Genomic DNA, 13,795 nt, shown 5'->3' with positions numbered 1-13,795 from the left:
TAGCGGGGGCTTGCGCGGTGTGCTCAGGTTCTGGGCTTCGGACCGTGCAGCTGACTAAATCGCAGGCAACCTCCTGCGAGCGCAGAAAAAAACCGACACCCCCACTTCTGCGAAAGGACTCCCCACCCGCTCGGCGCCAAGCGTCCGAATGGGACTCGCTGCGAAACCATTAAGGTGCTCTATCCGCCCTAAAAATTAATTCCTCCGGTTTGGCACAGCCTGGGAATAGGCTTTGCTTTTCTTGTCTTTTCAGTTCGTTTCAAACGCACACCAAAGCTTCGCAGCTTTTTCACAAAGTTGCATTACAGTCCTCTACGAATTTTCCGAGAAGTGAGAAGCGTTATGGCAAAGTCCCTCAAGGGCACAGGCAGAATGGGTTTTACCCTCGTCGAATTGTTGGTGGTGATCGCCATTATTGGTGTCTTGGTGGGGCTCCTTCTGCCCGCTGTTCAGGCAGCCCGTGAAGCGGCGAGGCGCATGCAGTGTTCGAACAACCTCAAACAGATCGGCCTGTCGCTGCACAATTACCACGACACGTTTGGGTGCATCCCGCCGGGCGTGCTGCCGCAGGACGTGGGCCGCCAACGCCAGCTGCCGGCGCCGGAGTTTTACAAGCAAGCGGAAGTCACCCCGGAGGGTGACAACCATTTTCTGTTCGAAGTCATGGGAGGATCCACGTGAGCACGGTCGATGTCAAAACCTTTCCCCGCAGCGTTCTGTCCGATCGCCGCCCGATCGCGGCAGTCGCTTCGCTGCTGCAGGCAAACGCCGCGACGGTGATCGTCACCTGCATGGTGGGGATCGGACTGGTGGCTGCCTACGATTTCTACTTGACGATCGTCACCGCTCGGGTTCTGCCGGAAATGGAACGGAACAAGGTGGGCCGGATGATCATGGGCTTGGACGACAACCTGATTCAACCCGAACGGATCGCCCTGTTCCTGGCCCTGAAGTTTGCCGGCACGGTGGTCGTCCTCTCGGTGCTGGGCTGGCTGGGCATGGTTCGCGATCGCCGCGGCGTGCCCGTGGCGATCGGGGTGTTGACCTTCCAGTTGGGACTGCTGTACGTGCTGTGTGATCCCACCCGCTACTAGAGCGGATCTCGCGAGAGATTGAATGCGAGCCGGCGTATGTTCTCGTCCAAAGTCTGGCGACTTCAGCTACGGCCGGATCGCAAAATCGAATGCTGAGGTCACGGGATCGAGGGTGTTTCTAGCGTCGCTCGCGAGCCGGCGCATGTTCTTGCATCATCTGATCAAAACGGACCCAGGTCATCTTGCATCCGTTGGTCGTTCCGGCCGGGAACCAAACCAGCGAGCCATTGGACACCTTCAGCGTCCCGTAGGTGACGCCGTCACGTTTGACGACGAACTCCACGTCGTCGCGTTTGAGCGGTCGCGGAGGCATGTCGACGGTGACATCGTGTTTGGCCATGGAGGTTCTCCTGAGGAATCGAGTTCAGCCGAAACGGTGCAAGCCGCGGGTGTCGCCAGTGTAAGCCTCCCTACGCCGCGGCGGTGCGAGCGGGCCGCGTTTTTTCCCAACAGCTCCCGCTGTCGAGCGGTATACTGAGCACGCCGCCCCCGAGCATGTTTTGTCGCCGTTGGCACAGGAGAGGAACCGCAATGAGCACTGACAACCCCGCCACGCCCTACGCCCCACAGCCGGCCGGTATGCAGCCGGTCCCGCCCCAGAAGTCCAGCACGGGAAAGGTGCTGTTGATCGTGGGTTTGGTGTCGATCCCGATCCTGCTGGTCTGCACGGGAATTCTTTTGGCCCTGCTGTTGCCGGCCGTGCAAGCGGCCCGCGAAGCGGCTCGGCGAATGCAATGCAGCAATAATCTGAAACAAATCGGCTTGGCGATGCATAACTACCACGACACCTACGGCAGCTTGCCGCCGGCGTACACGGTGGACGAAAACGGGCAACGGCTGCACAGCTGGCGGACATTGATTCTGCCGTTCATGGGACAGCAGACGCTGTACAACTCCATCGACCTTTCCAAACCCTGGAACGATCCGGTCAACCAAGGGGCCGCCGACTCCTTGAATCCCGCCTACACCTGCCCTTCCTCGACCGCCGGCGAGAGCACGACCACATACGTGGCGGTGGTCGATCCTTCGGCGGTGTTTCAGGGAGACCAAACGACACAGTTTCAGGACATCACCGACGGAATGAGCAACACGCTGATGGTGGTCGAAGTCTCTGGGGCCAACGCGGTGCCCTGGATGAGCCCCCAAGACATCGACCTGAACACTTACCTCTCGCTGACCGCCGGCGGCATGAGCAATCACCCGGGCGGTGGGAACACCTTGTTCGCCGACGCATCCGTTCAGTTCATCGCGTCGACGATCGACCCGCAGCTGCAGCGTTCGATGGTCACCAAGGACGGCAGCGATTAACGCTGGAGTCCAGGATTTAGCCACCCAGAGCGCAACCGGAATCGCCTGAAGGCTAGACTTCGGCGCGCTGGCTTTCGAGGTAGTGGCGGACGCCTTCCAGCACGCCGCTGGTGGCGGTTTGCTGGGCCGTGTAGAGACGATTTTCCCAGCCCTGTTGCTGGTGGACAGTGCGCACCTGTTGCCGCACCGCGTCGGCCGCATTGCGAACCAGGATGCTGCGGTAGCCGGCGGTCAGAGCGGCCAGGTCGTTGCCGGAATCGCCGGCAAACAGAATCGCCTGCTCGTCCAAACCCTGCTGTCCGGCCCAGAACGACAAGCCGTGCGCCTTGGAGACGCCGGCGGGCAACAGGTCGATCAGGCCGTCATTATTGAACGGGTCGACACTGGCGATCACGTTATAGGGGGCGGCCGAACTGTCGAGCGACGCCTGGATCTGGGCGACCAACGGATCGAGCTGATTGGCGTCAGCGTAGTAGCTCAGCTTGAACGGTCCCTGCTTCTCGGGTTCCTGCAGTCGCAGTCCAGTGATCGCGCTGAGTTGCTCGCGGAGCACATCGACGGTGATCTCGCCGACTCGCTGCTGCAGATGGCGAGCGTACGCGGTAACCGGATGGAAACTCGCGTCGGTATCGGCGGCGTACAGCGACGTGCCGACGTCACAGATAATCCACTGCGGCCGCGGCAGTTGATACTGCTCGATCGCCTGCGTGACCGAGGCGAAGTGACGTCCCGTAACAAAAACCAACTGCAGTCGTCGCTCGCGGAGCACGCGGGCCAACTCCCCGAGGGCGTCGCGATTGTGCGGCTGGTCGTCCAGCGGGATGAACGTGCCGTCGAGGTCGGTCGCCAGCACGGCCGGAGGCGTGGTGATTTGAGTCTGCGGAGTCATTGTCATTGCGTTAAACGCGTTTGAGCCAAAGGATCTGGTAGGGTAGAATCGCCAAATCGCCACTGGTGCCATAGGTCTTGGAGGTCAGCGCGTCCTCGAAGAAGCGTCCCAGTCCCGCGGTCCGCAACGTATTGCCGTAGATCGCCTGGGGATGCTCCGAGAAGTTCGCCACCACGATCATGCGATGGCTGTCCCGAGAGCGCACGAAGCTCAACACGTGCGGGTTGCCCGTATTGACCAACTCCATCTGTTGACCGGCCAGGGCTGGCGACGATTTGCGAACCGCAATCATGTGCTGCAGCGAACGATACAGGGTACGACGGATCGAACCGCCCTCGGCCGTTAAACTATCGTCCAGTTCCTCGAGGAACTCCCACTTCATCTTGGGCCGATGGACCCAGCGGGTGTCGCCGGCTTTGGCCGGATCTTTGACAAAGTCGTAGTCGTTCAACATGCCCCATTCCTCGCCCAGGTACAGCAGCGGAATGCCGCCGATGCTGAGCACCACGCCTTGCAGCAAGAGGATGCGGCCGATGGCTTCCTGCTTGGCCAGCTCGTCGTCTTCCTCGATCGCCAGCTCCAACCCGGCCAGCGACGCCATCGTCCCGGCGATTCGCATGTCGCCGGTGGCCAGGTTTTCCTGAAAGGGGATTCCGCGAGCGAAGGAACCTTCGAACTGGCCGGTATAGAAACGGTTCAGAAACTGACGATGGTTGTAGGCGTCGATTCCCAGAGCGGCCGCATCGGCATCGTCGAACGTCCAGCCGATATCGTCGTGACAGCGGAGGTAGTTCACCCAGGCGGTATCGCGTGGAAGTTTGTGGCGATGGCTGAGCGATTTGGTCAACAGTTGAACTTTGCGCGTGGCCAGCGACTCCCAACACAGGGCCATCAGCGTGGGGTTGTACGAGAGCTGGCATTCGTGGGGGCTGATGTAACGAACCACCTCGTCGGGATGCACGATCGCTTCGCTCTTGAACAACAATCCCGGCGTGGCGATGCGAGCCAACCGGTTGAAGGCCTGGATCAACAGGTGAGCCTGCGGCAGGTTCTCGCAATTGGTCCCCATCTGTTTCCAGATAAACGCCACCGCGTCGAGTCGCAGGATGTCTACGCCCGTATCGGCGATGAAGAACATCTCCTCGGCCATCGCCCGGAACACGGCCGGGTTGCTGTAGTTGAGGTCCCACTGGAAATTATTGAACGTCGTCCACACCCACTGCTGCATCCCGTCATGCCAGGTGAAATTGCCCCGGCGGACGGCCGGAAAGATCTCGCGGAGCGTACGTTCGTACTGATCGGGGATCTCGCGATCGGGAAAGATGTAATAGAACTGCTGGTACTCGGGGTCGCCGGTCTGAGCCTGCTGGGCCCACTGGTGGTCGTCCGAGGTGTGGTTGAAGACGAAGTCCAGGACCAGCGAGATCCCGGCTTCGCGAAGGTCGTCGGCCAGCAGTTTCAGGTCGTCCAGCGTACCGAGCCGCGGATCGACCGAACGGTAGTTGCTGATCGCATAGCCGCCGTCGTTGTTGCCCGGGCGGACCGCAAACAGGGGCATCAGGTGCAGGTAGGTCAGCCCCAGGTCCTGAAAGTAACCGATGTGTTTGCGAAGCTGGGCCAGGTTGTCGCTGAACAGGTCCACATACAGCGCCCCGCCGACCATTTTCTCCGACGTGAACCAGTCGGGTTCGTTCACCCGGTGGCGGTCGACCGCTTGCAGCGACGGCGGCCGATGGGCCCAGGCCTGCGCCGCGGTAAGGAGGATCTGTTCGAGGTGATAGAAGAAGTCGTAGCGATCGCCGTACAGCTGGCGCAGCAACACGAACAGCGGCAACCAGTGCTCCTCAAGACGCGTTTCGAATTCGTGCTGCAGCCGATCGTCAACGTGCTCCGCCTGCCAAACCGGTTCGATTCGCGGCAACAAGCGTTTGAGCGATAGTTCCGCCTCGAACTGAACGCTGCCGGGGGCGGCCCTGCCGACGGCCAAGGCTCCGTTATGACTCGATCCGATCATTCGGTATGACAATATTGTCTAAGAACTGGTAGTAGTTAATCCCCTCCATAATGCCACGAGCATGCTTGCCTTCGGCGAAATAAACGCGCGGACGATTGCGGATCTCTTCGAGCTCCGGACTGTAGTTGCCCACGACCACCCCGAGGGTGCGTCCCAACAGCATTCCGGCGTCGTTTCCCGAATCGCCGGCGACCAGCACGTTATCGGGCGAGAAGCCCCATTTCCACAGCAAATGTCGCATCGACAGATCGCTGCCGCCGCGAACCGGAATCACGTCCAAGTACATTCCCAGTGACAGAATAACCTTAGCACGCAATCCAGCCTCGCGAAGGGCCTTTTGGATCTCGACCACGCTGGGCGAGGAGTCGGGATCGATCTCGTAGCTGATTTTGTATTCCGATTGATGCCGTTCATCTTGTAGGAAAAATCCTGGCAAACTTTCCAGCACCTTGTGGATCTCGTCGGGCTTCCAAGCAAAACCGATCTGTTGACGCCAGCTGCGGTCCGGGGTCAATCGCGGACCGTAGTGCAACTGGGTCCCGGCATCGGTGTCGATCAGGTCGGGCTGCGGCAGGTTCAGCTCCTCGATCATCTCCAGAGCACTGTCGAGCCGGCGGCCGGTGGCGATCCCAAAGCCGATGTGTTCCTGGCCGCGGATCATCTCGTTGAATTCCGCCAGCGCCTCGGGATCGCCGGTCAGCGTGTTGTCCAGGTCGGTGATGATGATCCGGTCGAAATCCGGCAACCGCCGCTTGCTGCTGAGCTGCTGCAGGGCGGGCGTGGGACTGTGCTCGAGGATATCGCTGAGGTCGCGCAGGTAGCGTTTGGCGTGGTTGCTCCACGAGTAATGCTGGCGGGTCCCGACGATCCCGGCTTCGGACCACTCCTCCCACTGCTCGGGCTCGGTCAACACCCGCAGCAGCGCCTTTTCGATGCCGTCGCCATCGAGCGGATCAATCAGCAGGCCGTTGTTGCAGTTGGCGATGATGTCGCGAGGCCCGCCGTCGTTGGTGGCCACGATCGGCAAGCCCGTCGCCCCGGCTTCCAGCAGGGTCAATCCAAACGGCTCGGTCAGGGCCGGATTGATGAACACGCCGCGGAGGGCCACGGCCTGGCGATACAGGTCGGGGACGTCGCTGGGCGAGTGCATCTTGGGATAGGCCACGCGGCCATACAGGTCATACAGGTCGATCTTGTGCAGGACGTTCTGAATCACCTGACGCTGGCTCCGCGGCAGATCGCTCATGTCATCGCGGGTGCCCATGATCAGCACCAAATTGGCGATCTCCTGCAGTTGTTCGCTCTGACCATAAACGTCGACCAACATTTCCAGGTTCTTGCGTTCGTCGGGCCGAGCCATGGTCAGGATCATCGGCTTGTCGGGATCGCGGAGGAAGCGATCCAGTTCGTCGGCGAACGCCGGCCGCTGCCAATCTGCGGAGCGCGGCGAGAACGAATCGAGGTCGACGCCCGGCGGGATGACCTCCATCCGCGAGGGCTGGTAGTGGTCGTACAGCTCGTACTGCTGTTGGATCTCTTGATTCGTACTGGTGACGACCATCGAGGCCGTCTCCAGAGCGATCTCCTCGGCTTCGATCCGCTGGGTGAATTTGTATTTTCGCTCCAGCGATTCCTCGCTGGCTTTGCCGAGACTCAGGCGCTGGCGTTTGACGCGTCCCAGGGAGTGCCCGGTAAAGATGAAGGGGATGTGCAGCAACTGGGCCAGGTGAGCGCCGGCCAAACCGGCGTCGGCATAATGGCCGTGGATGATGTCGGGCAGACCGTGGCGGCGGAAATGGATCAGCGACTGGTCGATGAACATTTCCAAAAACGGCCATAGCGATTCTTTTTTCAGGTACCGCTTGGGCCCGAAGGGAATCCGTACGATCTTGGCGTTCTCGCAGATCGGTTCCTCCAACTGGGCGTACTGCTCGTCCAGACGCGGATCGATGATCTGACGCGTCAGCAGCTCGACCTCGCGAACCTGGGGCTGGGCGGCCAGCTCCCGAGCCAGCTCCAGCACGTATTTGATCTGCCCCCCGGTGTCGGAATCAAAACCCAATGGAGGATCTTTGGCCCGAATCAGCCCATGCAAACTGATCAACGATATCTTCAGCGAATTTTCTTCGGCAAGCAGGTTCATAGCAGCCATCGATTGAGGAGTCTCCGCGGTCAACAAACGGATCATCGGTTCTTTTGAGGTGGTTACAGCGCGGCGAGGAACAACACGGCCATCCGTTCAAACCGTCGCTCGGAGGACCGCCGATGCGGGGTCAGCCACAATGGATCGGTAGCCGCCGCAAATTGCATACCAACACGCGTTAACGGCAGCTGAAGCGGGATCCGGCTCGGGCGGCGATGTGCTTCCTCGCGTTCTGCAACGCAGTCATGATAGCAGATGCCAAAAAGGGAGCAGCCGTCGCGACGGCTAAGGGACGATTCCTACGACCGTTTACTCCCCTCTCCCCGCCGGTTTGGGCAAGTGGTGCTTGCCCAGGCCGGCGGGGAGAGGGGTTGGGGGTGAGGGGCCTCCGGCGCAACCGCCTGTAACGCACGCTTCGTGTAGATCTGCCGCATCCCGATTCATTTAGCAGAACACAGAGACGACGGTGCTGCGCGGCCCCCCCCTCACCCCCTGCCCCTCTCCCCCGAATCCTGACTCGCTTAGGCTCGCCAAGATTCGGGGGAGAGGGGAGAAAACGAATTCGATTGATGGGGAGTTTTCATTGCGGCTAGGCGTTCTTGAAGGGTCTCCCGGGGGAGGGTGATGAGCGTCGAGCTCAGCGCATAAAAAACCGCCCTGCGCGTTTTGCGCAGGGCGGTCGTCGATCTTTCGGCATCGTGGGCGGGCGGGCTTAGTCGAGGAACCCGACCAGGTCCTGGCTGCGGCTGGGTTGCTGCAGTTTGCGGACGGCCTTGGCTTCGATCTGCCGGATTCGCTCGCGGGTCACTTTGAAGATGTGACCGACCTCTTCCAGCGTGTAACTGTATCCGTCGCCCAGTCCGTACCGCAGCTTGATGATTTCGCGTTCGCGGTAGGACAGGCTCTTGAGCACGTTGTTGATGCGGTCGCGGAGCATGTCTTGGGCGGCGCCGATGGCCGGGCTTTCGGCCGTGCCATCGGGCAGCAGGTCCCCGAACTGGCTGTCTTCGCTGTTGCCGACCGGCCGGTCCAGGCTGATCGGATAGCGGCTCATCGCCAGCACGCGGCGGGCTTCTTCGATCGTGGTTTCGGCGCGGCGGGCGGTCTCTTCGATCGTCGGCTCGCGGCCCAGTTCCTGCAGCAGTTGGCGGGCGACGTTTCGCACGCGGCTCATCGTTTCGACCATGTGCACCGGGATCCGGATGGTCCGGCTCTGGTCGGCCACCGCGCGGGTGATCGCTTGGCGAATCCACCAGGTGGCGTAGGTACAGAACTTGAATCCGCGGCGGTACTCGAACTTGTCGACCGCTCGCATCAGGCCGGCGTTGCCTTCCTGGATCAGGTCCAGGAAGGACAGCCCGCGGTTGCGGTACTTCTTGGCGATCGAGACGACCAGACGGAGGTTGCCTTCGCTGAGTTCGCGTTTGGCTTGCTGGTATTCGCTGTAGACGCGTTTGAGCAGTTCGACGCGGTTGTTCAGTGAGGTCGGGGTTTCCTGGCAAGCGGTCAGGATCTGACGGCGTTCCTGCAGCAGGCGTTCGCGGTCTTCGCGTCCCTGTTTGGTTTTGCGCGTCGCTTTGATCAGGGAATCGATTTCCTGCAGGCGGTTGTTGAACTTTTCCAACAGAGCGATGCGGTTTTCGATCCGCTGGGTGCGCAGGCCCAGCTCCTCGACCAAGCGTACGGCGCGGCGCCGGCGATGGGCGAGCGATCGCCAAGCTTCTTCGCGGCGTTCCTTCGAGGTGGACTTGCTGAGGGCGATCCGCCAGTCATGGCAGTTGCGGCGCAAGAGGACCGAGAGGGTTTTCAGGTTGTGCGGCAGGCGGCCGAGGATCTGTTCTTTTTCCAGCCGATCGGTCACCGACACCTGGACCGTGCGGTCAAACGGCAGCTCGCCGCGGTGGACGCGTTTGAGGGTCTTGTAGGCCTCGACCAGGACGTAGTGATTTTCCAGCAGTTTACTGCGGAAGCGGCGGCGGGTTTCCTCGATGCGTTTGGCCAGCAGGATTTCCTCGCGGCGCGTCAGCAGGGGGATCTCGCCCATCTGCGTCAGGTACATCCGGACCGGATCGTCGGACCAGGTTTCGCTCTCATCAGGCACCAGCAGATCGTCGGGACTATCCAGTTGGACTTCGCCCTCAACCGCTTCGACGGCCGTGATCGCTGCCGATTCATCTTCACTATCATCGAGAGGCAATTTGCGAAAGTTGCCCACAACGTCGGTTGCGGCTGGCGCATCATCCTCAAAATCATCCAGTAACGTCTGATACAAAGGTGTGACTCCTTTACCCGAAATAAATGATGCCGAAAGGTACTCGTGGAAATCCGACCGCAGGGGCGGGCCACCGAACGGTGGAACTGTGATGAAGGGCAGCTGCGACGCACGGACGATAGATTCTACCCGCGCCGCTGCCCCGGATCGGTTTCCTGTGATTAATTGGTAAGACTTTGCGATTAAGGGGTTTTATCAGCCGCCGCCGCGGCCCCAAGGTTCCCATAGTCCGAACAAACCTCGCGTTTGCCGAACCCGACCGGGCGCTCGGTGCGTAGGAACGGCCGGTAGTCACATCCTGCGAGCCCATCGCATGCGGACGAATCAGTCCGCTGTTGGCGCCGAAAAAGCCGAGAAATCGACTTCGGCTGTCTGATGTTATTGGTTGTCCCGGTTGTTCATTAAGATTCTAGTCAGCCGGCTTGCGTGGTCCAGTCGTTTCATTCAAACTTCGCCCATCTTCCCGATTGTTCATTTGATGTACGCTCTGCCCTGTTCCTGCGGTCACACGCTGGCTGTCAGCCCCGGTCAAGCCGGCGACCAAATCTCCTGCCCGGAGTGCGGCCGGGCGGTTTCGATCCCTCTGCTGCGGGAGCTCCGCCAGTTGCCGCGCGTCGCCCGTGACGAGGACCCGGTGGTGCGTCCGGCGGGCAGTTTCGCGCTGCGTTTATTGTTCGGCCTGGCGGGTTTCGTCGCGCTGGCCGCGGCCGGCTGGGCTTCGTTCGCCCTGCTCAGTGCGATGGCGGTGGAAATCCAAACCACTACCGACCAACACGTCGCTTCGCAAAAAGAGATTCTGCTCCGCAGCAGCCCGGCCGAACTGGTCGCCTACTGGGACGAAATGGCCAGGGCCCCAATGGCCGAACGCCACCCCTTCGCCTACCAGGAAGACCAGTTCAAAAAGGAGCATTGGCAGCGTCTGGCGACGATCGGGTACAGCATCGCCGCGGTGGCGGTGATCGTGGCGATCGCCCTGGCCGCGTTCGACCGCCGGCGCACGCCCCTGCGGGCTGGCTGAAAAACCTGCCGGCGGACGACCGTGCGGGCCGCCTGAAAAACTTTGTCGCAACGCCCCCAGCCCATCCCGCTCCGCCGGCGCGGCACCGCCGACGCGACACTTGGCGGGTCTATTCGGACACTTGGGTAGGCACCCAGGTCCAGCGGCGCGTAAAACGGCCCCGCTTGCCATATTTTCGCACGTTTTTCTGCTGGCGATCCCACAGCACCACCAGCTGTCCTCCCCAGCGTTGGCCGATCAAGACGGCCCGCTCGGCATCCTCCCAGCCACGCCAGCGTCGATACCGGGCCCAGGCCGGATGCGTGGTCAAGACCTGCCGCAGCAGCGGATCCGCTTCGGCCAGCGGTTCCGCCTCGCGGCAATCGCGGCAGCACGGCCCTCGGTCGGCTCCCGCGGCGACCTGTTCGGGAACCACCAGTCGCTCACACCAGGAACAACGCTTCAGCGCACCGGGCAGGGCGCGGCGGCCGGTGATCGGACAGGTCACCAAACATTCCTCCCGCACCCTCGCTCCGCTGACCTCGCAGTGTTCCAGTTCGGTCTTCCAACACGTCTGCTCGGTGGCTTGACAGACCGCGACCGCCGCCGGCACGGTCAGGGTGCCGTCGCCGAGCATCAACAGGTCGTAGGACCGGTAACCGGTGATCGGACAGCGATACTTCTCGGGACGCTCGCGACCGTGCAGAAAATCGATGGCCCAGCCGGCAAAGCTGCAGCGGCCCACCGCAGCATTGCCAAAGCGAAACGCGACCGTGCCGCTGGCCCAGCGACACCAGACCACGGTGGCGGCCAACCAGCGAGCGTCGGCGTCGGCCCGGCGACGCGCTTGGCCGGCGGCGTCGATGGGGACGACCGCCCGGGCAGCGGTGGCGATCCACTGCCGCGCAACCGGCTCGTCCCCCCGCCGCAGTCGCGGCTCGCAGCGCCGCAGTCGATCGAGGCCCAAGCGGGGGATCAACTCCGGCTCGAGCGTCTGCCCGTCGCCGCCGAACCAGTCATGGCGGATCTCGTCGCCGGAGGTTCGCCGCGTCAACCGCAGCAGCGGACGCGGCTCGAGCGTACAGCCGGCCAATTCGCTGTGCCCATCGCAGACGCGGTAGCAATCCAAAATGCTGCCGGACACCTCGCGCACCTGTTGCGGATCGCCCACCGGAACCGCCTCGACCAGTTCCAGATCGCCCCTCTCCGCAGCGCCCGTCTCCGCAGCGTCCGTCTCTGCAGCGTCCGTCTCGGAAGCGTCCGTCTCACCGCCCCTTTGCCGGTCGCGTGCGGCTTGCTCGGCGAGGGGATCGCCGGGGCCGGTTCCGAGCCACTGCTGGAACTGCTCGAGCGTCTCGACGGGCGACGACGGCAGGGCTGGCGTGGGCGAGCGAGCGGAGGCTGTGGATTGCGCTTTGTTCATGGCAAACCGCCTGGGGTGCGGAGGAACCAACCGCCCAGGCTCACAGCGAGTGTGCCCAGGCCATCCCTCAGTTTAGCCAGCGAAACCGCCGCCGGGCACCCGGGCGCCGAATCGTGCCGAATTAAGTTACCGGACGGCTCGCGCCGCGCCGCTATGTTCGGCGTTAAGTTACCGGACGGCTCGCGCCGCTCCGTTAGGTTCGGCGGAGCACGTAGACGACGTCCTCGCTGCTGGCGTCGACGTCGATCGGAGCGGCCAGGTCGTAGGCAAAGTCGAACGTCTCGACCACCTCCCAGGCCTCGTTGCGATCGAGCAGACGCTGCATCTGCGGCGCGGTGTAGGAGCGCAGCACCAGTTCGTCCTCGATCCGCAGCTGCTTGGTCGGCGAGCGAACGTCGAAGCGGATGCCAAAGCGTTCGACCCGTCGCCGCCGATTCCGCTCCAGAGGCCACAGATGCGTATTGATCGACAGATGCCCGCGGCGGGCGGCCCAGGATTCGGTATCGCTGGGCGGAACTTTGGTCGGCGTCAGGTGAATCCCCAGCAGATACAGCCCGCCCTTGCGAATCGTGCGAGCCATGCACTGAAAGTGAGCCTCGGCTTCGGCTTCGCTGGTCAGGTGCCGGAAACTGTTGATCGTGTTGAAGGCCACGTCCCATTTGCGGCGCTGGCGGAAGGCGGCCATGTCGCCCACTTCCACGGTGTCCTCGTAACCGCGACGAGCCAACCGCTCGTTGCAGAACTGCACCGCCCGCCGGTTCAGGTCGATGCCACCGACCTCGTAGCCGCGGCGGGCCAGATGAAACAATAATCGCCCGGTGCCACAAGCCGGTTCGAACATTCGCCGCACCGGCACGCGGGCATACGCCCCCGCGCAGGCCTCGATAAATTTCAGCTCCGCCGCACAGTCCGTCCCGAAAACCAGGTCGTAGTACTTGGGGTAGTCGTAGATGCTTTCGGTGACGGTTTCCATGGGCGTGGAGCGTGGCCGGCAAGGCCCGCGGGTGAGAGCGGTGGAAGAAGCGAGAAGCGAAACATCAACGGACTGGAAACGTCAACGGACTGGCGACAACCCCAGCAGGCGTCGCAACAGTCCGATCTGCCCGGCGTGGATCTGTTCGTGCAGGGGGCAGAACAGGATGGCTCCCAGCTTGACCGGGTACACCGCATAGGGCATGTCGATGGGTTCGAGCAGGTCGGCCCCGTCGGAAATCGCCGCCAGGCAGCCCAGCGCCTGCGAATGCACCTCGGCCAGCCGCTGGTACAACTGGTCGGCCGAGTACAATTCGGGCGAGACGGCCTTGGGATCCGAGCCGCGAGCAAAGGCTTTGCGAAAGCGGCCGGGAATCAGATCCAAATCCTCCGGACGTCGTCCCCGCTGGCGGAACATCAACAATCCGTACTGGCTGACCGCCAAGTGGCCGACCTGCCAAGCCAGATTCGAGGGGGCGCCCGGGGGCGTTTCGAACCAGCGTTCGCGGGGCGTCTGCTCGAGCAGGTCCAGGACGTACTGGCGAGCGAATCGGATTTGGCCCTGGGCCATGCGGCAGGCCCACAGAGCTTCTTCGGGCGTCGGTAGTGGGGTGTTCATGGGCCGTTTTATACAAGGTTCTTCGCCGGACCGCTATTTGCCGGCGGCCTGCTGGAACTGCCGG

At 62.3% G+C, this 13,795-nt stretch carries 11 protein-coding genes and 1 pseudogene; 4 read left to right on the top strand and 8 right to left on the bottom strand.

Annotated features, from left to right (window positions below):
• Nucleotides 1-342: 342 nt before the first annotated feature.
• Together GE027_RS20345 and GE027_RS20340 are read left to right on the top strand one after the other, a co-directional pair.
• Nucleotides 343-561 (top strand): annotated as a pseudogene (locus GE027_RS20345) (DUF1559 family PulG-like putative transporter); the annotation flags it as partial.
• Between the two features lie 116 nt (nt 562-677).
• Nucleotides 678-1,094, top strand: a complete 417-nt coding sequence (locus GE027_RS20340) for a hypothetical protein (protein WP_153559063.1) — start codon at nt 678-680, stop codon at nt 1,092-1,094.
• 118 nt (nt 1,095-1,212) lie between these two features.
• On the opposite strand, the gene GE027_RS20335 is transcribed toward GE027_RS20340, so the two are convergent.
• Nucleotides 1,213-1,434, bottom strand: coding sequence for a hypothetical protein (locus GE027_RS20335; RefSeq protein ID WP_153559062.1), 222 nt, complete (start codon nt 1,432-1,434; stop codon nt 1,213-1,215).
• Nucleotides 1,435-1,625: 191 nt separating this feature from the next.
• Between GE027_RS20335 and GE027_RS20330 the strand changes: the two genes are divergently transcribed.
• Nucleotides 1,626-2,402, top strand: coding sequence for a DUF1559 domain-containing protein (locus GE027_RS20330; protein WP_153559061.1), 777 nt, complete (start codon nt 1,626-1,628; stop codon nt 2,400-2,402).
• Nucleotides 2,403-2,454: 52 nt separating this feature from the next.
• On the opposite strand, the gene GE027_RS20325 is transcribed toward GE027_RS20330, so the two are convergent.
• The 4 genes from GE027_RS20325 to GE027_RS20310 all read right to left on the bottom strand — a co-directional run bounded on the left by GE027_RS20325 (nt 2,455) and on the right by GE027_RS20310 (nt 9,720).
• Complete coding sequence (locus GE027_RS20325) at nt 2,455-3,291, bottom strand: HAD-IIB family hydrolase (RefSeq protein ID WP_162006851.1); 837 nt, start codon at nt 3,289-3,291, stop codon at nt 2,455-2,457.
• Between the two features lie 10 nt (nt 3,292-3,301).
• Nucleotides 3,302-5,305 (bottom strand): amylosucrase, encoded by a 2,004-nt coding sequence (locus GE027_RS20320; RefSeq protein ID WP_153559059.1) that lies wholly within the window; start codon nt 5,303-5,305, stop codon nt 3,302-3,304.
• Nucleotides 5,286-7,448: an HAD-IIB family hydrolase gene (locus GE027_RS20315; protein WP_237607695.1), complete on the bottom strand. Its 2,163-nt coding sequence runs from the start codon at nt 7,446-7,448 to the stop codon at nt 5,286-5,288. Before GE027_RS20315 ends, GE027_RS20320 begins: the two co-directional genes overlap by 20 nt.
• Before the next feature lie 712 nt (nt 7,449-8,160).
• Nucleotides 8,161-9,720, bottom strand: a complete 1,560-nt coding sequence (locus tag GE027_RS20310; protein WP_153559058.1) for a sigma-70 family RNA polymerase sigma factor — start codon at nt 9,718-9,720, stop codon at nt 8,161-8,163.
• A gap of 478 nt (nt 9,721-10,198) precedes the next feature.
• On the opposite strand from GE027_RS20310, the gene GE027_RS20305 reads away from it, so the two are divergent.
• Nucleotides 10,199-10,738 (top strand): hypothetical protein, encoded by a 540-nt coding sequence (locus GE027_RS20305; RefSeq protein ID WP_153559057.1) that lies wholly within the window; start codon nt 10,199-10,201, stop codon nt 10,736-10,738.
• Nucleotides 10,739-10,847: 109 nt separating this feature from the next.
• On the opposite strand, the gene GE027_RS20300 is transcribed toward GE027_RS20305, so the two are convergent.
• From GE027_RS20300 to GE027_RS20290, 3 genes are all read right to left on the bottom strand, one after another.
• On the bottom strand, nt 10,848-12,140 hold the full coding sequence (locus GE027_RS20300; RefSeq protein WP_153559056.1) for a hypothetical protein: 1,293 nt from the start codon (nt 12,138-12,140) through the stop codon (nt 10,848-10,850).
• A gap of 193 nt (nt 12,141-12,333) precedes the next feature.
• Nucleotides 12,334-13,113, bottom strand: coding sequence for a class I SAM-dependent DNA methyltransferase (locus GE027_RS20295; RefSeq protein ID WP_153559055.1), 780 nt, complete (start codon nt 13,111-13,113; stop codon nt 12,334-12,336).
• Nucleotides 13,114-13,194: 81 nt separating this feature from the next.
• A complete protein-coding gene (locus tag GE027_RS20290) occupies nt 13,195-13,731 on the bottom strand; it encodes a DinB family protein (protein WP_153559054.1) in 537 nt (178 codons plus the stop codon).
• Nucleotides 13,732-13,795 lie beyond the last annotated feature (64 nt).

Origin of the sequence: Roseimaritima sediminicola, from assembly GCF_009618275.1 — a bacterium.
In the GTDB taxonomy this organism is placed as follows: domain Bacteria; phylum Planctomycetota; class Planctomycetia; order Pirellulales; family Pirellulaceae; genus Roseimaritima; species Roseimaritima sediminicola.
The sequence above is the reverse complement of the archived record's forward strand: the minus strand, read 5'-3'. Positions and strand labels throughout refer to the sequence as shown.

Excerpts from the sequence above, each read along its gene's own strand:
- GE027_RS20330 (WP_153559061.1), top strand. The coding sequence starts at position 1,626 with ATGAGCACTGACAACCCCGCCACGCCCTACGCCCCACAGCCGGCCGGT.
- GE027_RS20325 (WP_162006851.1), bottom strand. The coding sequence starts at position 3,291 with ATGACTCCGCAGACTCAAATCACCACGCCTCCGGCCGTGCTGGCGACC.
- GE027_RS20335 (WP_153559062.1), bottom strand. The coding sequence starts at position 1,434 with ATGGCCAAACACGATGTCACCGTCGACATGCCTCCGCGACCGCTCAAA.
- GE027_RS20305 (WP_153559057.1), top strand. The coding sequence starts at position 10,199 with ATGTACGCTCTGCCCTGTTCCTGCGGTCACACGCTGGCTGTCAGCCCC.
- GE027_RS20315 (WP_237607695.1), bottom strand. The coding sequence starts at position 7,448 with ATGAACCTGCTTGCCGAAGAAAATTCGCTGAAGATATCGTTGATCAGT.
- GE027_RS20300 (WP_153559056.1), bottom strand. The coding sequence starts at position 12,140 with ATGAACAAAGCGCAATCCACAGCCTCCGCTCGCTCGCCCACGCCAGCC.
- GE027_RS20320 (WP_153559059.1), bottom strand. The coding sequence starts at position 5,305 with ATGATCGGATCGAGTCATAACGGAGCCTTGGCCGTCGGCAGGGCCGCC.
- GE027_RS20290 (WP_153559054.1), bottom strand. The coding sequence starts at position 13,731 with ATGAACACCCCACTACCGACGCCCGAAGAAGCTCTGTGGGCCTGCCGC.
- GE027_RS20295 (WP_153559055.1), bottom strand. The coding sequence starts at position 13,113 with ATGGAAACCGTCACCGAAAGCATCTACGACTACCCCAAGTACTACGAC.